General features: G+C 39.9%; 22 protein-coding genes and 1 pseudogene. 8 read left to right on the top strand and 15 right to left on the bottom strand.

What is annotated here, in order from left to right:
* Together C4E06_RS12270 and rppA are read right to left on the bottom strand one after the other, a co-directional pair.
* A pseudogene (locus C4E06_RS12270) lies at positions 1-200 on the bottom strand (hypothetical protein); the annotation flags it as partial.
* Positions 201-315: 115 nt separating this feature from the next.
* Entirely contained in the window at positions 316-987 is a 672-nt protein-coding gene (rppA, locus tag C4E06_RS12265; RefSeq protein ID WP_107668324.1) for a two-component system response regulator RppA, read from the bottom strand.
* A 467-nt stretch (positions 988-1,454) separates the two neighbouring features.
* Between rppA and C4E06_RS12260 the strand changes: the two genes are divergently transcribed.
* A complete protein-coding gene (locus tag C4E06_RS12260; RefSeq protein WP_107668323.1) occupies positions 1,455-3,980 on the top strand; it encodes a glycogen/starch/alpha-glucan phosphorylase in 2,526 nt (841 codons plus the stop codon).
* A gap of 93 nt (positions 3,981-4,073) precedes the next feature.
* Here C4E06_RS12260 and C4E06_RS12255 read toward each other — a convergent pair whose 3' ends face one another.
* Positions 4,074-4,802: a PD-(D/E)XK nuclease family protein gene (locus C4E06_RS12255; RefSeq protein WP_107668322.1), complete on the bottom strand. Its 729-nt coding sequence runs from the start codon at positions 4,800-4,802 to the stop codon at positions 4,074-4,076.
* A 39-nt stretch (positions 4,803-4,841) separates the two neighbouring features.
* On the bottom strand, positions 4,842-6,362 hold the full coding sequence (locus C4E06_RS12250; RefSeq protein ID WP_198648586.1) for a bifunctional diguanylate cyclase/phosphodiesterase: 1,521 nt from the start codon (positions 6,360-6,362) through the stop codon (positions 4,842-4,844).
* A 140-nt stretch (positions 6,363-6,502) separates the two neighbouring features.
* On the opposite strand from C4E06_RS12250, the gene C4E06_RS12245 reads away from it, so the two are divergent.
* Positions 6,503-6,979 carry a DUF928 domain-containing protein gene (locus tag C4E06_RS12245; protein ID WP_198648590.1) on the top strand — a complete coding sequence of 159 codons (477 nt, stop codon included), beginning with the start codon at positions 6,503-6,505 and terminating at the stop codon, positions 6,977-6,979.
* On the opposite strand, the gene C4E06_RS12240 is transcribed toward C4E06_RS12245, so the two are convergent.
* Genes C4E06_RS12240 through C4E06_RS12230 form a run of 3 tightly spaced genes read right to left on the bottom strand, consistent with a single transcriptional unit; the run spans position 6,976 to position 11,595 of the window.
* Positions 6,976-7,704, bottom strand: coding sequence for a WecB/TagA/CpsF family glycosyltransferase (locus tag C4E06_RS12240; protein WP_107668321.1), 729 nt, complete (start codon positions 7,702-7,704; stop codon positions 6,976-6,978). The genes C4E06_RS12245 and C4E06_RS12240 overlap by 4 nt on opposite strands.
* Positions 7,705-7,746: 42 nt before the next feature.
* Positions 7,747-9,870: a 6-pyruvoyl-tetrahydropterin synthase-related protein gene (locus C4E06_RS12235; protein ID WP_107668320.1), complete on the bottom strand. Its 2,124-nt coding sequence runs from the start codon at positions 9,868-9,870 to the stop codon at positions 7,747-7,749.
* Positions 9,871-9,879: 9 nt separating this feature from the next.
* Positions 9,880-11,595 carry a hypothetical protein gene (locus tag C4E06_RS12230; RefSeq protein ID WP_198648584.1) on the bottom strand — a complete coding sequence of 572 codons (1,716 nt, stop codon included), beginning with the start codon at positions 11,593-11,595 and terminating at the stop codon, positions 9,880-9,882.
* Positions 11,596-12,217: 622 nt separating this feature from the next.
* Between C4E06_RS12230 and C4E06_RS12225 the strand changes: the two genes are divergently transcribed.
* From C4E06_RS12225 to C4E06_RS12205, 5 genes are all read left to right on the top strand, one after another.
* Complete coding sequence (locus C4E06_RS12225; RefSeq protein WP_107668319.1) at positions 12,218-13,090, top strand: FkbM family methyltransferase; 873 nt, start codon at positions 12,218-12,220, stop codon at positions 13,088-13,090.
* Between the two features lie 35 nt (positions 13,091-13,125).
* Entirely contained in the window at positions 13,126-14,103 is a 978-nt protein-coding gene (locus tag C4E06_RS12220) for a glycosyltransferase family 2 protein (protein ID WP_107668318.1), read from the top strand.
* 56 nt (positions 14,104-14,159) lie between these two features.
* Entirely contained in the window at positions 14,160-15,533 is a 1,374-nt protein-coding gene (locus C4E06_RS12215) for an NAD(P)/FAD-dependent oxidoreductase (protein WP_107668317.1), read from the top strand.
* A 54-nt stretch (positions 15,534-15,587) separates the two neighbouring features.
* Positions 15,588-17,156, top strand: a complete 1,569-nt coding sequence (locus C4E06_RS12210) for a hypothetical protein (RefSeq protein WP_107668316.1) — start codon at positions 15,588-15,590, stop codon at positions 17,154-17,156.
* Positions 17,157-17,245: 89 nt separating this feature from the next.
* On the top strand, positions 17,246-18,454 hold the full coding sequence (locus tag C4E06_RS12205) for a class I SAM-dependent methyltransferase (RefSeq protein ID WP_107668315.1): 1,209 nt from the start codon (positions 17,246-17,248) through the stop codon (positions 18,452-18,454).
* 69 nt (positions 18,455-18,523) lie between these two features.
* Here the strand turns inward: C4E06_RS12205 and dut are convergent, their stop codons facing one another.
* Positions 18,524-18,952 carry a dUTP diphosphatase gene (gene dut, locus C4E06_RS12200; RefSeq protein WP_107668314.1) on the bottom strand — a complete coding sequence of 143 codons (429 nt, stop codon included), beginning with the start codon at positions 18,950-18,952 and terminating at the stop codon, positions 18,524-18,526.
* 147 nt (positions 18,953-19,099) lie between these two features.
* The gene (thyX, locus tag C4E06_RS12195; RefSeq protein WP_107668313.1) at positions 19,100-19,753 is read right to left on the bottom strand and encodes an FAD-dependent thymidylate synthase; all 654 of its coding nucleotides are present in this window, start codon (positions 19,751-19,753) and stop codon (positions 19,100-19,102) included.
* 243 nt (positions 19,754-19,996) lie between these two features.
* Here thyX and C4E06_RS12190 point away from each other — a divergent pair, with 243 nt between their 5' ends.
* Positions 19,997-21,148 carry an alanine--glyoxylate aminotransferase family protein gene (locus C4E06_RS12190; protein WP_107668312.1) on the top strand — a complete coding sequence of 384 codons (1,152 nt, stop codon included), beginning with the start codon at positions 19,997-19,999 and terminating at the stop codon, positions 21,146-21,148.
* A gap of 5 nt (positions 21,149-21,153) precedes the next feature.
* Here the strand turns inward: C4E06_RS12190 and C4E06_RS12185 are convergent, their stop codons facing one another.
* The 6 genes from C4E06_RS12185 to C4E06_RS12160 form a co-directional block, all read right to left on the bottom strand.
* Positions 21,154-22,233 carry a hypothetical protein gene (locus C4E06_RS12185; RefSeq protein ID WP_107668311.1) on the bottom strand — a complete coding sequence of 360 codons (1,080 nt, stop codon included), beginning with the start codon at positions 22,231-22,233 and terminating at the stop codon, positions 21,154-21,156.
* A gap of 65 nt (positions 22,234-22,298) precedes the next feature.
* Positions 22,299-23,084 carry a phosphate ABC transporter ATP-binding protein gene (locus C4E06_RS12180; protein WP_198648580.1) on the bottom strand — a complete coding sequence of 262 codons (786 nt, stop codon included), beginning with the start codon at positions 23,082-23,084 and terminating at the stop codon, positions 22,299-22,301.
* Positions 23,081-23,926 carry a phosphate ABC transporter permease PstA gene (gene pstA / locus C4E06_RS12175; protein WP_107668326.1) on the bottom strand — a complete coding sequence of 282 codons (846 nt, stop codon included), beginning with the start codon at positions 23,924-23,926 and terminating at the stop codon, positions 23,081-23,083. Before pstA ends, C4E06_RS12180 begins: the two co-directional genes overlap by 4 nt.
* 142 nt (positions 23,927-24,068) lie before the next feature.
* The gene (pstC, locus tag C4E06_RS12170; protein ID WP_107668310.1) at positions 24,069-24,947 is read right to left on the bottom strand and encodes a phosphate ABC transporter permease subunit PstC; all 879 of its coding nucleotides are present in this window, start codon (positions 24,945-24,947) and stop codon (positions 24,069-24,071) included.
* On the bottom strand, positions 24,904-25,758 hold the full coding sequence (locus C4E06_RS12165; protein WP_107668309.1) for a phosphate ABC transporter substrate-binding protein: 855 nt from the start codon (positions 25,756-25,758) through the stop codon (positions 24,904-24,906). The genes pstC and C4E06_RS12165 overlap by 44 nt, the downstream gene beginning before the upstream one ends.
* A gap of 19 nt (positions 25,759-25,777) precedes the next feature.
* Entirely contained in the window at positions 25,778-26,071 is a 294-nt protein-coding gene (locus C4E06_RS12160; protein WP_107668308.1) for a helix-turn-helix transcriptional regulator, read from the bottom strand.
* Positions 26,072-26,526 lie beyond the last annotated feature (455 nt).

The raw sequence follows: 26,526 nt of genomic DNA, 5'->3' as shown, positions 1-26,526 counted from the left end.
CCTTCTTGTAGTGCTTGACGCAACTGTTGACCGGTTTTCCAAGCACGAACTTTACTGACATTCCAGCGAGGATTAATGGGATAACCCGCAAATCCTGATCTTAAGGCCGCATGGTTGTCTAAAGGGATAGTAGTACGAAGTAGTATGTCTTGGGTTAAGTCCACCACTGTGGGGTTGGGATTGTTGTTTTTTCCTTTCATTTACCTCACCCCCTATTGTATTAGGTACTACAATTCTGTAGATTTTTTCATCTTATTACAAAATATTAATTTTGCCTACATTTCTCTAGCAAATTTTTATATCCTCCAACAATCCTTATTCACCAAAACGATACCCTTTACCATAAACCGTATGGATTAAGGGACCTTCTTCTTCTATTTTGCGCCTTAGTAAGCGAATTAAAGCAGCTAAGACATTACTATTGGGTTTTTCCGGTTCTTCCCATAAATATTGGTAAATTTGGTTATGAGTCAATAATTGTTGGGGATATTCCATGAAATAGGCCAGCAGTTTCACTTCTTTATCCGATAAACTAACCATTCTTCCTTGACGGTAGGCAACTTGGTTCTCTGGATCTAGCTCTAAATCTCCTATTTTTAACCGACCCATCCCACTCCCTTCTAAACCAGGAGAACGTCGTAACAATGCTCTGACTCTGGCCATCAGTTCCCTTAACTCAAAGGGTTTCACTAAATAATCATCTGCCCCTGCATCTAACCCCATAACCCGATCATCTAGGGTGTCTTTAGCCGTGAGGAACAAGACGGGGGTCTGTTTACCTTGCGATCGCAATTCTTGACAAATAGACAGTCCTGGCTTACCGGGTAACATCCAATCTAAAATTAACAGATCATAATTATTTTGTAAAGCTAATTGATAACCTTGTTGTCCATCATCAGCCACATCTACCTCATAACCTTCGTGGGATAAGACATGATAAAGGGGTTCAGTTAATTCCGCTTCGTCATCAACAAGAAGTATTTTCATTGATTACTAAGAATAAGAAATGTCTTAATTTTGATTCTTTTTCTCTATCATAATATTATGATCTTTGAATAGGTTTCAAAAAAGTCCAACTTTAACATTGTTCAACTTAAGAAAACATTAAATTATTATTAATAATCCATGGGTAATTCTATTAAATAAATCTAAAGAAAATACAGTTAAACTCAATCAATAATATATAATAGAAATGAAGCTGTATCAAGAAAAAAAGGTAATTCAATTGTCAAGAAAGCGTAACCCAAGCACTCTAATTACGCTGCAAAATAGTATATGCTGGCCTATATAGCACGACAGAATGTAAAGTTAAGGAAATCCAAAAAACATAAAAGTAAAAGCCTCAGACGAAGTTATTTTTATGTTGTTTCCTTCTATTTTTTGTTTGGCTAATAGTGGCATAGTTGCTGTTGAAATCTATAGAAAAGTTTACATAGCCCACTCAGGATTAATTTATGAGTACATTAAGTTCCAAAGTCAAGAACCCTAACATTAAGATTGAAGATGATCGCACAGGAATGAGTAAAGAAACCCTAAAACGGGCATTTCTGGATCATCTTTTTTATATTCAAGGGGTTGACCAGTCGAAAGCATCCCTAAGAGATTATTATGTTGCGCTATCTTACACAGTCCGCGATCGCCTGTTACATCGCTTCTTAAAAACCATCGAGACCTACAAAAAAGAAGAAGTTAAAATCGTCTCTTATTTCTCGGCTGAATTCCTCATGGGTCGTCAGTTAGGAAATAACATGGTGAACCTGGGACTATACAACACCATGAAAGAGATCATCGAAGAGATGGATCTAGACATGGATGACATTATCGAACAAGAACCGGACCCAGGACTCGGAAACGGAGGATTAGGTCGTTTAGCGGCTTGTTTTCTCGACTCCTTAGCCTCCTTATCCATGCCGGCCATTGGTTACGGTATCCGCTACGAGTTTGGTATTTTCCATCAAACCATCCAAGACGGTTGGCAAGTGGAGATTCCTGACAACTGGTTACGGTTTGAGAACCCCTGGGAAATCTCCCGTCCCAACGAAGCCGTCGAAATCAAATTAGGGGGACACACCGAGAAAACCCACGATGATAATGGTAACCTCAAAAGCTTCTGGGTGGCGGATCGCACCATTTTAGCCATTCCCTACGATACCCCGGTTCCCGGCTATAAAACCAACCTCGTCAACCCCTTAAGACTGTGGAAAGCAGAGGCCAGTGAGTCCTTTAACTTTGAAGCCTTCAACGCCGGTCATTACGATCGCGCCGTAGAAGAAAAGATGGGGGCAGAAACCATCTCCAAAGTGCTGTATCCCAACGATAACACCCCAGCCGGACGTAAATTACGCCTAGAACAACAATATTTCTTTGTTTCTGCTTCGCTGCAAGACCTCATTCGTATTCACTTGCGTAACCACGACAACTTAGATCAATTCCCTGAAAAAGTTGCCGTACAACTCAACGACACGCACCCGGCCGTCGCTGTAGCGGAGTTAATGCGCCTGTTAGTGGATAAACACGACTATACCTGGGATAAAGCCTGGGAAATCACCACCAAAACCCTAGCTTACACCAACCATACTTTAATGCCAGAAGCCCTAGAACGCTGGCCCGTGACTATTTTTGGTGAATTACTGCCCAGACACCTCGAAATCATCTACGAACTCAATTATCGCTTCTTAGAGAATGTTCGGACCTGGTTCCCCAACGATGATGAGTTAGTCAGCAATATCTCCTTAATCGAAGAACGATCCGAAAAATTAATCCGCATGGCTAACTTAGCTTGTCTAGGGTCCCATGCCATTAATGGAGTAGCAGCCTTACACACCCAGTTACTCAAACAAGACACCCTCAAATACTTTGCTAGACTCTGGCCAGAGAAATTTTACAATAAGACCAATGGTGTCACTCCCCGTCGCTGGATTTTACTCAGTAATCCCAGACTCTCCTCATTAATCACCGAAAAAATTGGCGACGGTTGGTTAAAAAACCTAGACGAAATGCGTAAACTGGAGCAATTTGTCGATGATGCTGAGTTTCGCAAACAATGGCACGAAATTAAGCAGGCCAATAAACGGGATTTAGCCGCTTACCTGTTGAAATATCGCAACATCGAAATTGACCCGAACACCATGTTTGATATACAGGTCAAGCGGATTCACGAATACAAACGTCAGCATTTAATGGTTCTCGAAATCATTAACCTCTACAACCGCATGAAACATGATCCCAACGGTGATTATGTCCCTCGTACCTTCCTATTTGGCGGTAAAGCAGCCCCTGGATACTTCATGGCTAAATTAATTATTAAGTTAGTCAACGCCGTCGCTGATGTGGTTAACAATGATCCCGATGTTCGCGGACGCTTAAAAGTGGTCTTTATGCCCAACTTTAATGTGTCTTTGGGTCAACGGGTTTATCCGGCGGCTGATCTCTCTGAACAGATTTCTACTGCGGGTAAAGAAGCCTCTGGAACCGGTAATATGAAGTTTGCCATGAATGGGGCCTTAACCATTGGTACCTTAGACGGGGCAAATATTGAGATTCGCGAAGAAGCCGGCGCAGAAAACTTCTTCTTATTTGGTTTAACCGCCCAAGAAGTCTATGATCGCAAGGCACAGGGTTATTCTCCCAGTGACTACTACCACAACAACGGTAACTTAAAAGGTGTGATTGATCGCATTTCTAGCGGTTACTTTAGTCATGGTAACTGTGAGTTATTCCAACCCATTGTGGATCAGTTAATGAATGATGATCCTTATATGTTAATGGCTGACTATCAAGCTTATGTTGACTGTCAAGATGCGGTAAGTCAAGCCTATCGCGATCAAGATAACTGGACCAGAATGGCGATTCTTAATTCTGCGAGAATGGGTAAATTCTCCTCTGATCGCACCATTGCTGAATATTGCGAGCAAATCTGGAATGTTGAGTCGGTAGACATCAAACTTGAAGAATATAAGCCCAATGGATCTAAAAACTAGCATTTAAGAGGGGGTGTGAAGTTTCGACTTCATCCCACCGTCTTCAAGTAATAAGGGTTAGGCAACACAAAAATGTCTAATCCTTTTTTTTGATTAAGACTCACTCTCCACAGATACATCATCAGCATAACTATAAACTTCAATCCCTAAACTGTCTGCAACTGGTAAAGCAGTCGCATCAACCATAGGTGAAACGACGATTTTACGATTAACGTGACGCTGATATTTTTGTTGATAAAATTCCACTTTGCGGTTAAAGGTATACATATCCGATTTACTCATAGAAGACTTAATTTCACAAACAATCACTAACCCATTTTTGATAATGACATCAATTTCTACTTGATCCGGACGACCAAAAACCATACCATCCGCATCATAATCATTAATATTGACAACTTCGACCCCAAAAGATTCTTCTAAAATAGCAGCTAAAGCATTACGAAAACTCCTTTCAGAAAATAGCCCCCAACGAGAACCTAAAGCCCCAATGGTGCTATCATGCTTACGATTCATCTTTTTAATTTCTCCTAGGATTTCTTGATTTTGTTGATGTTGTTCATCCCATTTACGGTTCTGTTCATCCCATTTACGGTTATTTTCTTGCCATAATTTTCTTTGTTCTTCCCTATCTCGTTCTAATTCTGCTAAGATTCGGTCAACTCGTTCTTTAAACTCCTCAAACTTGTGATCTGTTTCAATTCGAGGTGAATAATAGTCGGAAACCGTCCGTAAGATAAAATCGCGAATACCTGCATCTTCGGCCAGAATCTTCGGTAATTCTTCTCTGATTATTGTTTTAATGTCCGTCGGATCACTCATTTTAATTTAATTGCAATTAGCCTAATTTTTATTATAGTTTTAGAGAAGAGAATGATTTTCTTCAGCTAATAAGGCTTCTGCATTCTCACTCGAAAGGGGACGAGAGAATAAATAACCTTGTCCAAATTCACAGTTAAGGGATTCTAAAACCTTCATTTGCCCTTCAGTTTCAATCCCTTCAGCAATGACATCGAGATCCAAATTATGACCCAAAGAAATGATAGTGCGCACAATTTGAAAGTATTTATGGCTGTCTTTTCCATCTTCCATCCGTCCCACAAAGGATTTATCCACTTTTAGGGTATCCACAGGAAAACGATGTAAATAACTTAAAGAAGAATAGCCCGTACCAAAATCGTCAATACTTAACCGTAATCCTAATCCTTTTAAACGATTGAGCAGAGAAATGGCTGCTTCTACATCATTCATCATCATGCTTTCGGTGATTTCTAATTTTAAGCGATCGCCTTCAATCCCGGCTGAATCGAGAATCGTTTTAATTTGTTTGACTAAGTTGGGTTGAGAAAATTGACGACCGGATAGATTTACACTCATAATTAAAGCGGGATTACGAGGGAATCGTTCGTGCCACTCTCGAATCTGACGACAAGCTTCGGTTAAAATCCATTCTCCTAGGGGAACAATTAACCCGGTTTCTTCTGCCACAGGAATAAAAGCCCCCGGAGAGATAAACCCCCGTGTTTTAGAGTTCCAACGCACTAATGCTTCAAACCCGGCAATTTTTCCCGTTTTTAAGGAAATAATCGGTTGATAATATAATTGAAATTCCTTTTGAGCCAATCCTAACCGTAAATCCGTTTCTAAATGCCAACGTTGTACTGCTTGGGTATCCATTCCCGGTTCAAAAATTTGGGGACGACTCGAATTAAGTGCTTTGGCCTTGTGCATAGCAATATCGGCGTAGCGGAGTAATTCTGGTCCGTGGAAGTTTTTCCCAGTTTCCTCAAAGGATATCCCCACTGTTACGGTGGTATAAATTTCTTGTCCTTGCCAATATAGAGGTTGACTTAAGACTTGTTGTAATTTTTCTGCGAACCGAACCACCTCTTGTTTATCCTTGACGGGTTTTAACCAGATGGCAAACTCATCTCCCCCAACCCGTCCCAAATGTTGGGAAGAATCAAGATGTTGTTGGAGGCGTTGGGATAGGGTAATTAAGAGATAATCCCCTGCTTGATGGCCTAAACCATCATTAATACTTTTAAAACGATTGACATCAATAAATAAAACCGCCACTAATTCTGAACATTGGTTAAGATTTTGATGATTGAGGTGTTGTAATTTTCGTTCTAGAGACCTTCGGTTAGCCAGTCCGGTCAGGGGATCATGATAGGTTTGATAAACGGTTTTGTAAGCTAAAACAGAGGTTCCTGAGAGTAAAAAAGCCAATAGAGGAGGAACCAACGGAACCCAACCCCCCTGAGTGAATAGTAAGAAACACAGTCCCCATAATCCGGCCACCACAATGATGACATTTCCCCCTAACATCCAAAGACGTTGCGATCGCCAGACAACTACCCCTCCTAACAAAGACCACAAGGCAATCCATCCCCACTCTACCCCTTCTGGCCAAAACCAAAATGTTTTTTCTTCTTCTAAAATAGTTCCTAACAGTTGACTAATAATTTGTCCGAAAAACCACCGCCACTGCCCCTACCTTATACTTTTCCGTTCCTGCGATTACCGCTAGTATAGAAATTGAATTTGTCTTGCGCGGTCCTCAAGATGAATTAGTCGAAAAACAAACCTTCTCAGGAAAAGGACAAGCCGGCATTATGAGCTTAAAATTGCCCAATGTTGCCCTGGTGTCTTCCCCTAACGCGAACAATAACTATCATTGGTATTTGTCGGTCATTTGTAATCAAAGCGATCGCGCTGACGATGTGGTGGTCGAAGGATTACTACAACCCGTTACCCTCGAATCGAACCTAGTGCGAGAACTTGAAACAGCATCCCTAGAAGAGAGGATCAACCTCTATCAATCCTATGATTTGTGGCACGAACGATTAGATACCTTAGCGAAAATGAAGCGATCGCAGCCTCAAAATACTCAACTCGCTCAAAAACTTGCAGCGTTACTCGAATCCGTTCAATTAGATCCCACCATTGGCCAAAAACCCTTATTAGAGACTGAAATGCTGAGTTTAAGCCATTAATGGCGAGATAAAAGGGATTTGATAAAAAATTGCGGTAACACTAACATCCGTCGCCAACGCCAAGGCTCTTGATAAAGTCGATATAGCCATTCTAAATTATTATTCCGTAACCACCCAGGGGCGCGGGTTTTAGTTCCTGACCAAATATCAAAACTACCTCCAACCCCAACCCAAATGGCTTGGGGACATAATTTTCTATTTTCACGAATCCAGACTTCTTGGCGAGGAACCCCTAACCCTACCAAAATTAAACTAGGTTGTTGGGCTTGTAGGGTACGTTTCCAGGTTTCCTGTTCCTCTGGGGACAAATAACCATGAGCAGTAATAATATGAGCCTGAGGTAGTTTAGTCCGCCATTGGGTAGCGGCCGCTTCAGTTATCCCTGGTTGACCCCCATAAAAAGCAATGACATCACTTTTGCCATTGGTTCCTAACGCTTCAATTAAAGACTGGGCTAATTCAATTCCTGGACAACGTTGCTGTTGTTGTCCTCTCATTTTTAAATAGATAACCACACCGGCCCCATCGGGAATCACTAAATCCGCTTCGTTAATGATTTGAGCCACCAGAGGGTCTTTTTCGGCTAACATAGCCATTTCTGCGTTAATAGTGACTACATGAACCCCTTGACCTTTCTCAAGGCATTGTAGCAACCAACGGGTATAATTATCCGATAAGTGAACGGGTAAACCAAGGACAGAAGAGGTTTTAGGAGGGGTGAGCATGATCATATTTCTTGAAGAAGTCAGGAGTCACCGAGTCAGAATTTAATGATTTTTAAAACGGTTAAAGTTGGGCAAAATCATCATACTAATTAATCCTAACCAAGCTAAACCACTAATCCAGTTCGCCCAGGCTAAGCCATGAAAGGTCGTCTTAATGGTGTAATTGCCAGGTTCTAAGTCTAACCCAGTTAAATTATAATCTCGATAGTGGACAGGAAAAATCTTTTTAAATCGCTCATTATTAACCCAAACTTTCAACATCTGGGGATAATACAGTACAGGTAACTGGACAATATTCGCTTCTTGGGTGACAGTGATTTCACAAACCGTACTCACCCCTTGTTGTTGACAGTTATCTTCTGTTTCGGTGACAGGAATCAAAGTATGTTTGGGTAACATTCCCTCAAAAGACAGTGTGTTAACTCGAATAGCTAAAGGTCGACCGTCACGAGTCCCTCCGTTGACCACAAATTTTAAGCCAAAATCATTGTTAGAGTCACGAAGGGGTGGAAAGGGAACCTCTCCTGTTAACTCACGGGCAACGAGGGGAAAAGAACCAATCCCTTGACCATCAAGATAAACGTCTAAAGTGGCGGTATCGGCAATATTTTCTAAGGGAACCTCTGCGTCAATGAACAGTACGGGATTTTCTCCTTCCTCCCAGATAGGATAACGTAACGCTTCGTCTAGGAGTAAAGGACGACCGATAAAAACATTCCAACTGTCGTATCCAGGGGTCCACTCAGGGTTTAATAGGGGTAATTCTGCTTTTCCATAAAGGGTATTAATGGGAGCGCGATATAAATAATCTAATGCCCCAGAATAGCGAAATAAGGGTTCTTCAATCAGTTGATGAACGGTTAGGGTTCCTCGTGGGGCAGGCAGCCAAGGGCGACTGGCAAAGACAATAATTAAAATCCCCAGAATGAGATGACGACGGTCTAATCTTCTGCGAAAAATTAACACCGTTGCGTAGGCGGTTAATAAAGCGCCGGCCCACATAACATGGGTGAGTAAACGGAAGGTAAACTGAGTCACCCATAAGGGACGCGGTAAAAGATTCCAAATATTAATAGGACTCCAGGTTAAAAATAAAGACACACCAAACACCCATAACAAACCAATCATATAGGGTCGAGTTTTTTGTAATGCGGAGGGCAAAGAGGGGGAAAAATAGTAATAATACATAACAATGCCCCAGGCTGCCAGTAAAATCCATCCCACGGCCGGATGAAAGCCATAGGTAGCAGCTAGACCGTTTTCTGAGGGTTGGGCTGGTAAAGAGGTGGGGGATAGTAAGTTAGCTAGGGGAGTATAACTACGAGTGCCAAAAGGGTTGGATATTTCAACTTGTTTACCAACAGCCAAATGAGAAGACATCAAGGCCACTGGCCCTAGAAAATAAGCAGCCAATAACCAAGCTAAACCATACCCTTGAAGGGGCGGAATTAAACGGGAAAAGCTAAACTCTGTTTTTCTGGTTTGGATAATGACAATTAAGGCTAAAAGGGCAATAAATAAGCTGCCATAAACAAAGGTAATAATATGAGTAACGGCTAAACAAAACCAACTAATGGCACTGAGGATGAGATAACGTTTTTTCCCTGTTACATAAGATTGAATAACATAATAAAGAGCAATGGGTAAAATGCCTTGAGCAATGGCTTCTGTAAATGCTCCTCTGGCATGAATATTATTTAAAAAATAAGGGGCAGACATATAAGTAATTCCTGCCAAAATACTAGCAATCCGAGATTGGGTTAATTTAAAACTTAAACGATAAATATAAAACGACCCTAAGATTAATGCGAGTAAAATCACTAATTTATAAGCTTCATAGGGATTGGTCGGGGTGACTAATTTATAAAACCAACCTCCGATATAATAAGGGAGTTGACTATAAAATTGAAACCCAGGATACCGCCATCCATTGTCTTCTAAGGGAGCCACTCTTAAAGGGAATTGTCCTTCTAAAATAGCTGTTCTTGCTTGAGCGATATAACCAACATGGGAAGGAATATCATTGACAGAAAAAATGATATTTGATGAAGCAAGAGGAGACATCAAAGAAATGGCAACCACAGTGTATAAGCTAAGAATAGCTATGACTAGGCGATGGTTGTAGAGCCATTGTTGAAAGGATTTTTTTAAGTCTTTGAAATCCATAGTTTAATGTTAATTGATTCGATAAATAAAAATGATATCGTTTCGAGCATAAATGGGTTGTTTTTGCCTTAACAAATTCCAGTTTTCAGCAGCAATAGGATTATCCTCTTTTTGAGCGTAAATGGTTTGCTTTGTGGTACTGTCAATAAAGAGATAGTTTGCAGAAATTTCTGATATTTTGTCGGTTTTAGGGTCAAATTGAGGCTGAGCATAATAGGATTGAATATTGATAGGATAATTGTTTTGTTGACTTAATAAATCCAAATATTGTACGAAACCAATGTTAACACCAAATAGATGATGGGTAATGACACTATGATTATCTTTTGGTAATAAGTTATTCTTTAGTAGATAGTTGACTCCGTGTTTTGTTTCCTGTCCCCAATTAATAGTAGAATCATCAGCTAATTTCCACTTTTCTTGTTGCCAGAGAGGATTAACATAACTTAAAGATTGGGGAATACCCACCACTCCAAAATACATATAAATAGTCAATATTGTGATTAAGACGTATTGTTGCCATTTATGTTTCAAAAGGAGGGTTGAACTAGCCATTAATAAGTAAACAAATAGGATAACTGGATAGAAATATCGATAACCAATAATATTACGACTATCTTGAATTAATAAAAAATAAATGAGAGGGTAAGCACTCCCTAAAATGATTAAGGGTAAGGTTTGTTTATTAATATAATCTTTGATGACTATCTTCTGAGAACTGATTTTATAAACTAAAATTAACCCTAAAAATAATCCCATTATCAATAGACCAGGATTTTCTTTAAACCAAAAAATTTTACTTAAGTATCCTAAGGAGGTCATTGATACAAACTGTCCATTCCAAAAAGGCTCTCTGATTAATGTTGATGTACTCAAAGTCATGTTAATTCCATCAATATAAATTAATATTTTATCCATCAGTGAGGATTCAGCTAAATATCTAAATGCCCAACCATACATTAAAATTATTATTGTAGCTTGTATGATCAAACTCAAAAGACTCAAGCTTAAAAAGTTTATTAGTCTCTTAGATTTTTGGTTTTTAAATAAATAAAGTCCAATAAATATATAAGTTCCTATGGTAATAGGAAGGAGGATTAAGTTACTAAATTTAGAATTAATGGCTACCAATAAACAAAAACTAAAGACAAGGAAATGAATCAGAAAAAATTGAGAATCACCCTTGATAACTGTTTCATAAATAACCATTAAAGTGAGAATGGATAATACAGCATACACAGCAACGCTAACATCAAAAGCGATTAAAAAATTATGACTATATAAGCTAGGAGAAAAAACGAATAAAATTGTAAATACTAAAGAAACTTGGTCAGGAATTTTCTTAAAAATAAAAGTATATAAATAAAGCCAGAAAAAAATAAACCCATTAAAAATTAAATAGGGTAAGCGTAAACTAAATAATAGTTTATGAAAATTATTTAGGTTTTGCATCAAGAGATTATAACCTAAATTAAAAGCCGCCAAACGGGCCTCAATACTCTCCTCCCCACGAATAAAATTAATAGGGGGAATGGTTAGATTATAATCAGGGTAAAATAGATTAATAATCAAAGAATTAATTAACTTAAAAAAAAGAGGATGTTCTCGATTTAATCCTAATCCTTGAGTATAAGAATAAGCCGCCCCAACATAAGCCGATTCATCAGAAGTAATTGATGTATTGAGTATCAAATATAAGCCGATGCTATAATATATAACTATCAAAAATAAAAAGAATAGTTGTGGCGAAAACTGCTTAATATTTAGAGATTTAAACTGCATAAATAAAGGGAACAGCCCCATAAAGACTAATGACCATCTTTACCATATAAAGTATATTTTGTCAAGCTTTCGAGAACTTTTCTAGATAATTAAGATATAACAGGAACTTTATAGATAGGTTGAGGAGTCATAAGGAAGCGAGATAAAAGCTTAATCCTTAATAATAAACTTTTAGATCGACCTTATTTATCCTTTTTTAGAATCCTTAGGATATCATCTAGAGGTCAAAGAACACACCCTCTTCTGTACCCCTAAGATGAGCAGAGGGAGCGCCGGAGCGCCGGATCAGAGGGAGCGCCGGAGAGGGGATACTGTATAAACAATGAGAAACAGGGCTTTAACTTGCCTGTTGCCTTAAAAATCTTAAAACAGTTGATTATATTTATGTCCGACTACTTCTTTTTCACCATTTTAGAGGTTACCAGTTAGATTTATTGTCGACCAACCTACGTTATAATGTGGAACTAATTTATCAACTCTTGGTCAAAGAACATTAAAAATAGTTCAGTGAGTCTATCTAAATCATTAAGCCGAATCATAAACGATTTATTTATAAAACACTTTTATGGACATTAAAGATTATCTCATTACAAAATTACGTCGAGTTATCGGTATTGTAGACACATTAGAAGCCATTGATCGGGTGCTTCACGCCCAAAAACGGGAATTTACCCAAGCAATGCTAGATTTTATTCAATCAGGCTCAGTGGTTCAATGTCGCATTAATCGGATCGATGCTTTAGCCCCCATTGACCCCCTGAAAGTCTACAAACATTGTTTGATGCCAGGAGAAGAAGATCATCTCAGCTTTATGATCGAAACCCATTGCGCTGACTGGTTATGCTCCAACATTGAGTATGGGGATGTGGTTCTCGATATTGGGGCCGCGTTTGGGGTGATTAGCTTACCCCTAGCCAAAGCAGTGGGCAAAAAAGGTCAAGTCCATGCCTTTGAACCCGCCCGAAAAACCCAAACCTTTCTCAAACAAATGGTAGACCTCAACCACATCGAAAACATAACCATTGTGCCGGCTGCCGTGAGCGATGAACCGGGAAAAGCAGAATTTTTAGAATATACCTCAGAAAAAGACTTTTTTTGGGCTTCTGATGTGTCAACCCTCAGTACCCCAGAGAGCAACCGTCATCGTCAACACGACAGTTATTTAGTCGAAGTGATGACCATTGATGATTATGTGGCCACCATGAATATTGAACCCAAAGCCATGAAAATTGATATCGAAGGCTTTGAACTCTACGGGTTACAAGGGGCAAAAACCACCTTAGATCGTTATCATCCCTATCTCTGTATTGATATTCATGAAGACGTGAAAACCGGAAAATCATCCTTATTAGGGGTTCAACCGTTCCTAGAAGCCTTAGGTTATGATGTCGAAATGAAAGAACATACCTTATTTTGTACTCCCCAAAAGGCAAAATAAAGGAACTAAACTGATGAGGAGGAGGAGTGAAACCGTTGTTGATCTCAGTTGTTGTCCCCTGTTATAACGAACAAGAAGTGATTCAAGCGACCCATCAACGCCTAGTGGGGGTTTTAGATGAGATAACCCCCCAATGGGAAATTATTTATATCGATGATGGGAGTCAAGATCAAACCGCCCAACACCTACGCACTCTACAACAAAAAGAAGAACGGGTTAAAGTGATTTTGCTGTCCCGTAACTTTGGCCATCAAATGGCGGTAACCGCCGGACTTGACCATGTTTCGGGGGATGTCGTCGTGTTAATCGATGCCGATCTCCAAGATCCCCCCGAAGTCATCAAAGACATGATCGATTATTGGTATCAAGGTTATGATGTGGCCTACGGCGTGCGAACCGATCGCCAAGGAGAAACCTGGTTTAAACTCTGGAGTGCTAAAGCCTTTTATCGCATTATTAACGGTCTTTCCGATGTTGCCATTCCCCTCGATACCGGAGACTTCCGCTTAATGGATCGTCGGGTAGTAGAAGCCTTAAAAACCATGCCAGAACGCGATCGCTTCCTCAGAGGGATGGTGAGTTGGGTGGGGTTTCGACAAATCGGAGTTCCTTACCAACGCTCACAACGACTGGCCGGGGTGAGTAAATATCCCTTGTGGAAAATGGTACGCTTTGCGGCGGATGGAATTTTATCCTTTTCTCTGATTCCCCTGAGAATGGCCATTTGGGTGGGTCTGTTTACTTTTGTCCTGTCTATCATTGGTATTCTTTACGCCCTAGTGTTACGATTGTTTACCTCCATTTGGGTTCCGGGTTGGACCCTTTTGTTTATCTCAACCCTGTTTATTGGTGGCATTCAATTAGTCTTTTTAGGAGTCATTGGTGAGTATATTGGCCGCATTTACCGCGAAAACAAAGAACGTCCTCTATACTTAGTTCGAGAACGACTAGGGTTTAAAAACTATTCTTTCGAGACCCAACAATCGATTAATAATGATAAACACTTGGTTTAGTCCTTTAAACCAAAGATTTGCCCTTATAGATATCCGTTAAATATCTCTTTTTAATTATGACATTTAATCCTTCTTTGCCCTCAACCTCAAAATTCTCCCCGACTCAGGGAAACCCCCCCCATATTGTGATCATTGGCGGTGGTTTTACCGGGTTAACGGCCGCTTACGAACTCACCCGCAAAGGATACAGAGTCACTGTCTTAGAAAGAGATAAGGAAGTGGGGGGTTTAGCGGGTAGTTTTGAAGTCAATGGCCAACCCTTAGAAAAGTTCTATCATCACTGGTTTACCAATGATAAATATGTCATGGCCTTAGTGGAGGAATTAGAAGCCCAAGATCAAGTGATTTATCGCCCCACTCGCACCGGCATCTACTACGCTAACAATTTCTTTAAGTTAAGTTCTCCCCTAGATTTATTAACTTTTAAGCCCTTAAATTGGTTTAATCGTCTTCGTTTAGGGTTGTTTGCATTGTGGGCCCGTCGGATCAAAAATTGGCGCAAACTAGAGTCCTTGACAGCTAAAGAATGGTTGTTAAAGGTGTGTGGTTCCCAGGTGTATCGGGTTGTGTGGGAACCGTTGCTCAGGGGTAAGTTTGGCCCCTTTGCTGATCAGGTTTCGGCGGTTTGGTTTTGGAATAAAGTTAAACTACGCGGCGGTAGTCGTAACAAAGACGGCGCGGAAATGTTGGCTTATTATCGCGGGGGGTTCGCTGCCTTGGCCCAAAAGTTGGCAGAAGCGATCGCCTTTCGTGGGGGTCAAATTAAAACCAACATCACCGTAGAAGGGGTGATAGTAGAAAGCGATCGCCTCACAGGGGTCAAAACGAATCAAGGTATCATCGAGGCCGATGGGGTGATCGCTACTCCCGCTTTACCCATTATCGCTGATCTCCTCGACGATCATTTGAGTTCTGATTATATTCAAAAACTTCGCTCTGTGGACTATTTGGCGAATGTTTGTTTAGTGCTGCAACTCAATCGTAGTTTATCTGAGACTTATTGGCTCAATGTTAATGATCCTAATTTTCCCTTTGTGGGGGTGATTGAACACACAAATTTTGAACCCAAAGAAACCTACGGGGGACAACATATTGTTTATTTATCTAAATATTTACCCGAAAGCGAAACACTCTATCAAATGAGTGATCAAGAAGCTTTAAATTATGCCATTCCTCACTTAAAAAGAATGTTTCCTGAGTTTAGTCGTGATTGGATTATTGATTATCATTTCTGGCGCGCCCGTTATTCTCAACCCATTGTGGTTCGTCATTATAGTCGTTTAATTCCGAGTCATGAAACCCCTTTACCAGGGTTTTATATTTCCACTATGGCTCAAATTTATCCCGAAGATCGAGGCACTAATTATGCTATTCGTGAAGGACAGAAAATTGCTAGTTTTGTGGAAACTCAATATCGGTTAGTGAAATAAAAATTAGGAGAATCGTCTATTTTCTGAGCTTGGATTAAGCAATTGAGTTGAATTATGGATGTTAATTTAAAAACGAAAAAATCTGTTTTATTGTCGTCGATTATTTTTTATGTTTTACTTCTCGCCTTATTTTTATTTTTTGGCGATCGCGTCGGTTGGGAAGGAGACGACGTTGAACAATTAGAAGGGATAGTTAACTTTGCCTATAAAGGAAAAGATTTAGTTTATCGATACTATTGGCAACCTTTAACCTATGAAGTGAATCTTGGGTTGATGAATTGGCTTGATCAACCGAAACTTTTATTTATTATACCTCAAATTTTAGGGGCTACGAATATCTTTATTCTCTTAACGGCGGTTTATTTATTTGCTCAAAAACGTCTGAATATAATTCTTTGTTTTTCGTTTTTAATTGTTTTTCCTGAACTATTTTTTTCTGGACTCTATTATAATTCTACCGTCTATGCCATGGTTCCTATGGCTATTGCCTCACTATTTTTATTTTGGCAAAAAAGTCCTCTAAAATCCATACAACTTTGGAACAATATTCGCTATTTTATCTTAGGAATTACCTTAACGACAGCGATATTTTTTCGCTTTGATTTTGTTTTGGCTTTTCCCTTGATTTGGGGCTTAATGCTGTTTGATAAATCCCTAAAACAAAGGTTTAAAAACTATGGTATCTATGCTGGTTCAAGTTTTGTTCTTCTAGGCATCTTTTGGTTAACTGATATTTTTAACCCCCAGCAGTTAATTAACATAGCTAAAAGCCACGAAGAAGGAGCGGCCAACTGGACAATGGCTGAATCCTGGGCTAACCTATGGACAATTACTAATTTGCTAATTTGGTTTTTATTAATCATTGCTTTGATTTATTTTGTTATTCAAAGTATTAAATCTAAACAATGGAAACCCCTTATATTAATAGTATCTAGTCTGATTATTTTATATCCATTACCGACATTAACCAGTCCGAAATACTTGATTCCTGGGATAATCTTTCTCCCCTTTATTTTGGCTAGGATGGCTTTAGAAATTAAAGATAAATTAACTAAAAAACAATTTCAAGGAATATCCTTGACGTTTATTGCTTTGAGTGTTTGTCTACAAATTGTTTCCATTCACATCCTTAACCATATTCCATTTATTGCGATTACTCCTGAACCTACCTATACAGCAACCCACGATGGTCCGAGAGTATCCGGGGCTTATTTAACAGGATATAATAAAGTTCGTCAAGCTCAAATTGATAGCTTACATCCTCCTATAAAATTTGCTCGTCAGATGGCCAAAGCACTAGAAAAACCAGATAAAAATGTCACCGCTATTTACTTAGATAAAGACGATAATATAGCCACTGAACAATGGATTTGGACTTTTAGTAGTTTATATCTTCGCTTAGAAGGTTATCAAGTTAACTATTATGATAGAGATTCAAAAATTCAGTTATCTTTAGGGGATAAAACGGTGCTTATGGAGAAAGTACCTCAAGAAACTTATGATAGTTATGTAACCAATGAAACACAAACAAAATTGATTAAAGTCCCCTATTTCAGTCGCCAAGATCCTCAAGTATTTGAAAAAATTTTCACAGATTATTATCAATCTTTAGAAAATATATAAACTATACAGAATGAGGAATTGGAGAAAATGCCAACGAAATGTTTTAATAATTGAAGACATAACTAATTAACCGGGAGGAAACTTTAACCTTGAATACTATTTGTCGTGTTTGTGATTCGACTAACTTAGAATTAGCGATTGATTTAGGACATCAACCCTGGTGTAATAATTTCTTAAAACCTGAAGAAGTAGGAAAAGAACCCTTTTATCCTTTACGGGTTTTATACTGTCATGATTGTGGAACGGTACAGTTAGATTATACCGTTAAAAAAGAGATCATGTTTGGGGATCATACCTATCTGTCTGGGGTGACAAAATCCCTCAGTGAACACTTTAAAAATGTTGCCCATGAAGTGGATGATCGTTTCTTTAAAGATACCCCTAATAAGTCTGTTTTAGATATTGGTTCAAATGATGGAACACAACTGAAACATTTTCAAGCCTTGGGGTATGATGTCTTAGGGGTAGAATCTTCAAAAACCACTGCAAAAATAGCCGAAGCAGCAGGGGTTCCCACGGTTAATGATTTCTTTAATTTAGAGGTGGTTAAACGCCTCGATCGCAAATTTCATGCTATCAATGCAGCCGGTGTCTTTTTCCATTTAGAAGAGTTACATTCTGTGACTGAAGGAATAAGAGAAGCTTTAACTGATAATGGTGTTTTTGTGGTTCAATTCCTTTATATGAAGCGCATTGTTGATAATTTAGCCTTTGATCAAATCTATCACGAACATCTTTTATATTACAACTTAAACACCATTGAAGTCTTATTAAATCGTCATGGTTTAGCCATGTTTGATGCTTATTTATCTCCCATTCACGGTGGATCTATTATTGGGTTTGTCACTCATCAAGGACAGAAAAAACCAAGCGATCGCTTACAACAAATGCGTCAAGCAGAAGTAGACGAAAAAAGCAATGAATTCTCCACTTATCTAGACTTTGCGAAACGTATTGAACAGATGAAAGCTGATAACTTAGCCTACTTAGATAAGGCTAAAAAAGAAGGTAAAACTGTGTGGGGTTTTGGCGCACCGGTGAAAGGTAATACTATGTTAAATTACTTCGGTGTAGGGACACAATACCTTGATTATTTAGTCGAAAAAAATGAACTCAGACGCGGACTTTATTCACCTGGAATGCACATTCCTATTATTATCGAAAAAGAATTAACAGAACTTCCTGACATTTATTATGTATTAGCTTGGAACTTCAAGAAAGAAATTTTAGCTAATAATCAACATTTAATTGATCAAGGAATTGAGTTCTATTTTCCGGTTAATCCCGAAGATATTTAAAGAGGGAACAGGGAACGGGGAATGGGCAATAGTTAATTATTAATTCCTCGTTTCCTACTGCCTAAAAAATCAAACACCTGTTGAACCAAAACCCCCTTCATTTCTTTGAGTTATTGATAATTCTTGGACTTCTTCAATTTCGCATCGAATAACCGGCATAATAATTAATTGAGCAATTTTCATCCCTGTTTCAATAAAAAAGGTGAGGTTACTATGATTAATTAAAATAACACCAATTTCTCCGCGATAGCCTTGATCGATGGTTCCAGGTGTATTTAATACCGTAATACCATGTTTTAAAGCTAATCCACTTCTGGGCCTAATTTGTGCCTCTGTATTTTCGGGTAATTCTATAGCTATTCCCGTTTTAATCAGTTCTTGGGTTCCTGGTTTTATGGCTATTTCTTCAATCGAAAATAAGTCCATTCCTGAATCATCAGAATGAGCATAGTTGGGTAGAATCGCATTCTCGTTTAATCGTTTTATTTTTAATTTCATGATTGTTTAGAGACTGTTGATAAATAGAATTTTAAGACGGTAGATGGTAGGATGGGCAAGTCAAAAACTTTTCTAAACTAACTTCATCCTTGAAAACCTTGCCCACCCTACAAAGTTTATTGTTATGGTTTCTTTAGGAACAGTTTCTTAAACTCCCTCAAAAGCAGCATTCCAAATAATCGGACATTCTTTTTTTAAGATTTCACCCACAGCATTAGCAACCTCTCTATGTTCTTTTTGTGCATCATTGGAAGTCCGAACTTGAAGATAATGAATAAAACTGCGAATATTACCCGTCATATACAGTTTAGTCATCACTGATTCAGGTAACACAAAACGGGCGCATTCTTTGGCTACACCATCCTCAATCATTTCTTTATAAAGGTTAAAAATGTCATCATATAACTTGCTAATTTTTTCGTTGTATTTGTTCTGTAACTCATCATTGTCAGGAATAATACTGTTTTGTCTATTTTTATAATCTTGTAATCTGATTTCTGGTAAATAAGCAAAATTATCTTTTTCTACTTCTTGATATCTCTTACTAAATTGTTGGAAACAGAACGATCGGTGTCTTAAAATTTGAATAGCAATCGCAAGAGGACATTGTATTTCCACCGTCATAGATGCTTGTTCAAAAATTGACCAATGACCATGTTTAAGACAATATCTTAGTAATTTTTCTATCTTAGGATTCTCTTGATTTTTACTGCTAACTCTAGCACAATAAGCGATTAATTTTTCAGCATTGGGAGTGATGGTTATTAAACTGACTTGTCCTGAATTAAATTTGATTTCCATTACGCGTTCCGAATTTTTTCTTTGAGCCGTACGAAAAGACATTAAAAGGCCAAGACTCAATATAACATTACTATAGATAAAATCTGAATTAAAGCTTAAAAAAAGCCATAACAGACAAGGATTTTTTTAGTCTGGAAAGGGACAGGGTAAACTGATAGGTTGGACTCCCTGTGAAGCCACTATCCTCATGTCGATTCTACAGGGGATAATTGATTTAGAAAAACAAGCAGGAGACAAACAGTAATGCAAGATAAACATATGCTCATGATTCCAGGGCCAACCCCTGTCCCTGAAAGTGTCCTATTAGCCATGGCCAAACACCCGATCGGCCATCGTAGTGGGGACTTTAGCCAAATTATCGGGGAAATTACCGAAAACCTCAAATGGCTGCATCAAACCCAAAACGATGTACTGATGTTAACCGCTAGTGGCACCGGGGCCATGGAAGCAGGAATTATTAATTTCTTGAGTGCCGGCGATCGCGTTTTAGTGGGTAACAACGGAAAATTCGGGGAACGTTGGGGAAAAATTGCTCGCGCCTTCGGATTAGAAGTGGAAGAAATCACCGCAGAATGGGGTAAAGCCCTTGATCCCGAAGCCTTTAAAGCAAAATTAGAAGCGGATACCGAAAAAACCATCAAAGCCGTCATTATCACCCATTCTGAAACCTCGACCGGGGTTCTCAACGACCTACAAACCATTAACACCCATGTCAAAGCCCACGGGGAAGCCTTAATCATGGTGGATGCCGTAACCAGTTTAGGGGCCGTCAGTGTACCAGTAGATGAATGGGGACTGGATATGGTGGCCTCTGGCTCCCAAAAAGGCTATATGATTCCGCCAGGGTTAGGATTTGTAGCCGTTAGCCCCAAAGCGTGGAAAGCCTACGAAACAGCAACCTTACCTAAGTTTTATTTAGATTTAGGCACTTACAAAAAAGCCACAGATAAAAACAGTTCACCCTTTACCCCTCCCATTAATCTGATGTTCGGGTTAAAAGTGGCCTTAGAAATGATGAAAGCTGAAGGGTTAGAGGCTATGTTTACCCGTCATCAACGGTTAACCCAGGCCACCCGTGCAGCAGCCAGAGGGTTAGGATTAGGTTTATTTGCCCCCGATGACGCAGCCAGCCATGCAGTAACGGCGGTGATGCCCTCTACCGTTGAAGCCGAGGCCATTCGGTCCACCATGAGAAAACAATTTGATATTGCTTTAGCCGGGGGACAAGATCACCTCAAAGGGAAAATCTTCCGCATTGGTCATTTAGGATTTGTCAGCGAGCGAGACGTTTTAACGGCGATCGCTGCCTTAGAAGCCACCTTAGAAAGGTTAGGGGATCAAGGGGCGAAATCTGGGGCAGGAATGGCTGCGGCCGCTCAAGTCTTAGGCAATTAACCGCTTTAAGATTGACGACGAAGAAAAGAAGGTAAATCCACCTTTTCCCTAGCAGCATCTTCTTTACGATGACGGTCAATACTGAAACTAAAAGGCACCGAACTACTCATTAATAAACCCTTTGAAGAAGTAGCCGTCTGATCCTCAAGGCTACTATTTTCTTGGCTATCCATGGGAGTGGGTTCCTCGGTTATGGTTTGCTCATCCGTCGGAGTCGGCTCTGGTTTGGGTTCAGGGGTGAGGGAAAATAACTCTTCTAAAGTGTCATCAATGGCATCAGAGGTCGGTTTTGAGGCTTCTGATGCCACAGAAGAAGGGGTAAGACTAGGCACTATTTTCTTGTCTGGAGAATCAGACCAAGGTTGAATAGAAACCACATTAGGAGCCGTTGGACGCTCAACCGTAGAGTTAACTTGGGCTGATGGTCGTTTTTTTCCATGACTACTCAAACATTCATCTAAGGCGGCTTTGTACTGTAAACTGTAGCGTTGTTGTCGTTGTAGGCGTTGCTGTAACTCGTTAATGTGTCTTTCTTTGAGAACTAACTGATGTTTATTTTGTAGGGTTTCCTCTTTGAGTAAGGCACATTCTCGTTCTAACTGAGCGAAGGCTTCTTGAGAGGCTTGTAATTGTTGTTGTAGTGCGTCTAGGTTCAGTTGCTGTTGTTGTAGACAAGTTTGAGAGGTTTGTAGTTGTTCGAGGAGATGACTATTTTCGGCTTGGGTGCTTTGAAGTTGGGCGGTTTGCTGGGATAGCAAAGCGTTATGATGACGCGATCGCTCTTGATAGTCTTGCAGTTGTTGTCGTGACTCAGCCAAAGCTTGTTCTAGGGTGACAATGGTATCGAGGAGTTCTCGATTTTGTCCCCGTAATTTACGAGCCAAGTTAAACCAGTCATGGGTCAAAGGAAGATCAGCTTCTTCGACAATAGAAATTTCTGCAATTTCTGATGATTCTTCGGTTTCATTTTGGTTTGAGTCGATAACAATGTCAGGGTTAAGGGTTTCTGTGGTGCGGGGGTCGATATCCCCTAAGTGTGGCTCAAACTCAGGTTGAATCGGTTGATCAGAATGATAGTTACCCATAGGAATATAACTTAGACTTTAGCTATAGTAGTAAAGATGTCATTGACAGACATTTAGTTTCTTGACTACCCTCGAACCCCATTCACATAGGCAGTGGTTAAAGGGTGTCGAGGATCTAAGAAAATTTGTTCGATGGTTCCATACTCAATGAGTTGACCGACTGCTTCTTGTACCCAAAACAGAGCAGCATAGTCACCCATTCGTCTGGCTTGTGCTAGGTTATGGGTGACAATCACCACCGTATAATGCCCTCGCAAACTGGCAATTAAATCCTCTACCACCCCACTGGCAATGGGATCGAGTGCGCTACAAGGTTCATCTAATAGTAAGACTTCCGGTTGCAACACCAAAGCACGAGCCATACACAACCGTTGCTTTTGTCCCCCAGATAAGGATAAGGCAGAGGTTTTAAGTCGATCTTTGACTTCGTTCCACAGTCCCACCTCTTTCAGGGTGGTTTCAATGATGCTATCGAGTTGCTCACGGTTTTTGATGCCGTGTTCTTGTAACGGAAAGGCTAAATTTTTCCAAATGGAAAAGGGAAACGGATTGGGTTTTTGAAAAATCGTCCCGACTCGCCGTCGTAGGGCGATTAAATCTAGGGTATTATCTAAAATTTCTAGGGAATCTAAGCGAATGCTCCCCGACACTTTAGTATTGGGGATCAAATCAGTGAGACGATTTAAACAACTCAAAAAACTACTCTTTCCACAGCCAGACGGCCCTACCAAAGCAGTAATTTTTCCGGCTTCAATGGGCAAGGTGATGTCCGTAAAAGCGACTTTGTTACCGTAAGATAAGCTCAGTTGCTCTGTTTGCATTGAAGGTAAAGATGGCCGATTTTCTCTCATATAAACCTCCTGGCTAACCAAAATTGTGCGATCCAGGTAGCTGTACCATTGATCAGCAACAATAAAATCAATAACACCAACGCAGAAGCATAGGCATTCCCATCTCCCCCTGGCACATTCATAGATAAATCAAAAATATGAATCGAAAGCGATCGCCCCGAATCCAATAATGACCCTGGCATCCTATCTACATAACCACTGGTAAAAATCAAGGCCGCTGTCTCTGCGATCGCTCGACCAATGCCCAACACTAAACCCACCATTAACCCTGGTGTCGCTGCCGGTAATAATAATTTCCATAGAGTCGTGGTTCGAGATAATCCCAAAGCTGCCGCCCCTAATCGATAGTCAGTGGGAACCGCCCGAAATCCTGCTTCTGTGGAGCGAATGAGAATGGGTAATACCATACAAGCTAAGGTCAAACCCCCAGACAAAATGGAAAACCCTAATCCCAGTTGAATGGCAAAAAAAGCATTACCAAACAAACCAAACACGATCGAGGGGACTCCGGCTAAAATATCTAAACTGCGACCCACTAAACGGCCAAAGCGATTTTCAGTCTGGGTAAATTCAGCTAAGAACATGGCCGTACCAACCCCCAGGGGAAGGGCTACGACTAGGCAAACCCCTAAGATTAAGGCCGTAGACACCAGAATCGGGGCAATCCCTCCCTCCCGTCCTGCATTTCGAGGTTCGGTTGTTAAAAATTCCCAAGAGAGTTGTCCGATTCCATGCCAAAGAATATCCCCTAAAATCCAACCAAATGCCCCAGTTATCAACAAAGCGATCGCCCAAACCACAAGACTGGGTAAATTGATTTGAAGATTGGCAGGTTTACTCATATCTTGCATCTTGTTTTAAATTGGCTAGTAGTGAAAGGGTGTAGGGTGTAGGGTGTAAAGGTTTATTTTGACTCTAACTGTCTTAGAATTCATTGTTTTTGTTTTTCTATTGAGTTTATTTATGCTGGTGCAAGATGTGAGTTTACCCATAATCTTTGCTCCAACTCATCCCTTCAGCAATCCCTATTAATAAAGTAATCAGCATCATCAGTAATAAACCAGTAACAAACAAGGCTGAGCGATGATTTCCCAGGGCATAAGCCATCTCTAAGGCAATATTGGCCGTCAAAGTGCGAACAGGGTCAAATAAGCTCTTAGGGGTTTGTACCACATTGCCACACACCATCAACACGGCCATGGTTTCTCCTATTGCTCGTCCTGTTGCTAAAATTAAACCTGTCACTAAACCCGATTGGGCAGCCGGTATAATAACCCCTCGGATGGTTGCCCAGTGAGAAAGTCCCAAAGCCGCCGCCCCTTGCACATATTCTGTCGGCACTTCAGCAAAACTGGCTTCTGCTGTCAAGGCGATGGTAGGCAAAATCATTAATGTCAAAATAATAATTCCTGCTAATAAGCTAGTGCCGGGGGGTTGCCATTTGCCAATCAGTGGCACCAGCACCACTAAACCCCAAAACCCATAAACCACCGAGGGAATACCGGCTAATAACTCGATTAAGGCTCGATATCCTTTCCCTATGAATGGAGGGGCATAATATTGACAAAATAGGGCTGAACCGATGCCTAAAGGGGTGGCCAACAGCACAGAACCCAAGGTGACTAACAGGGTTCCCCACAACATCGGCATTAAATTATAGAGTCCTTGAACGGGGTGCCAAGCTTGATCTCTGACAAACCTTAACCATCCGACTTGTTGTAGCAGGGGTAATGCTTCGAGCAATAAGAAGCTAGTAATTAAAATGACAATCATCCCTGTGATTAAGGCTAATAATCTTAAAATCCACAGAAAAACGATATCATTTTGAGACGGGGACAAAATCTTGTTGTTGAACAATATCATGAACTTGAGATGATTGGGCAAACTCGATAAATGCTTGATCTAATCTTTTCGGTTGGGTTGTGGTGACTAGGTTTAAAGGACGAGATAAAGGAAAGGTTTCATTTTGTATATTCTCTGTGGTGGCTGCCACCCCATTAAGGGGTAATAATTTGATGGGAACCCCATTATTGATACTATATTCAGCCGTCCCAATGGAGACATAACCCATGGCGTTTGGGTTGCCGGCTACTGTTTTAATCCCCTGTTGATTATCGCCGATGACCACCGATGGGTTAATGTCTTTATTATCAAGTTGAAAGTATTCTAGAAATAGTTCTAAGGTAGATCGTCCTTCTGCTTTATTAACCACTGTAATCGGTGCATCTTTGCCATTAATGGGTTGCCAATTATTCAGTTTTCCTGTGTAAATGTCGATAATCTGTTGATTGGATAAGCTGTTGACGGAATTATCTTGATTAACAATAATACCAATGCCATCACGAGCGATCGCAAATGATTGTAGGTCTTTTTCTTGTTCTTTGAGGCGACGGGATACCATGCCAATATTTGCGACCCCTGTGCGTGCATCGGCAATGCCACGGGATGATCCCCCTGTTTGTACGTCCACTCGTACATCAGGATGCTCTGATTCAAATCGTTTTCCTATTTCTGCGGCTAAAGGGGCGACGGTACTCGAACCAGTTAAGATTAATTTTCCCTGTAATTCATTGCTGGTTTGGCTAGTTTTTGGGGAAGATTGGCTACAATTTTGTATCCCTAAACTCAGAGTTAAAATCAGTCCAAGTAAGGGAATTTTTTTGATTTTTTTCATTCTATTATTTTTCTGATTCTTATTCAAAGGAGAGAAGACAGCAGCCTAAATCAATGACGTTAGTTACTCCCTTTTGTCGAATTGTTGGCACAAAATGATAAAGAACGGATTTACCATCTCTGGTTGTTGTAACCAACCCTGCTTGGCGTAAAATTTTTAAATGATGGGACAGTAAACTCTGTTCTAATCCTAAAACATCATTAATTTCGCCCACGTGCTTAGACCCTTCCATCAGAATTCTCAGAACAGATAACCGAGTGGTATCTGCTAATATTTTGAGTTTATCGGCGCAACTTTTTGATTCATTCATCATGGTTGGTAAATTTTCAAAATCTATTCATATGAAATATTTTTCAAGTCTTGGTTACTATAGCATAACCCAAACATAACCGAATGATAACCTCAGTCGATCGCGGCGCACTGGGTAGGGGGAGAAATCGGGGCATAGGAAAAAGAAAATAGTAGATAAATGATAAATGAAGAAGTATCAATAAGAAATTAAGGCTTAAATAAGGTTTTAAGTTGTTATTTCTTCTAAAAAATTTTAAAATAGTATACTTTACGCCTCGATCCCCCCTTTCTGGTAGCCCAAACAAGCAACGTTGGGTTCTACTGATTCTGAGTTAAGCGATAGAGTGTAACTATTGCCTATGGTTTGTTTTCTAACTTAAGGATAGACAGTATTATAGACAATGAAGTGTCAATTATTTTTGTTTGAGATAAAGATAAACTTTAACCTATCCACTGACAACTTAACATCAGTATTTT

Source organism: Cyanothece sp. BG0011 (genome assembly GCF_003013815.1).
GTDB lineage: Bacteria > Cyanobacteriota > Cyanobacteriia > Cyanobacteriales > Microcystaceae > Crocosphaera.
The sequence above is the reverse complement of the archived record's forward strand: the minus strand, read 5'-3'. Positions and strand labels throughout refer to the sequence as shown.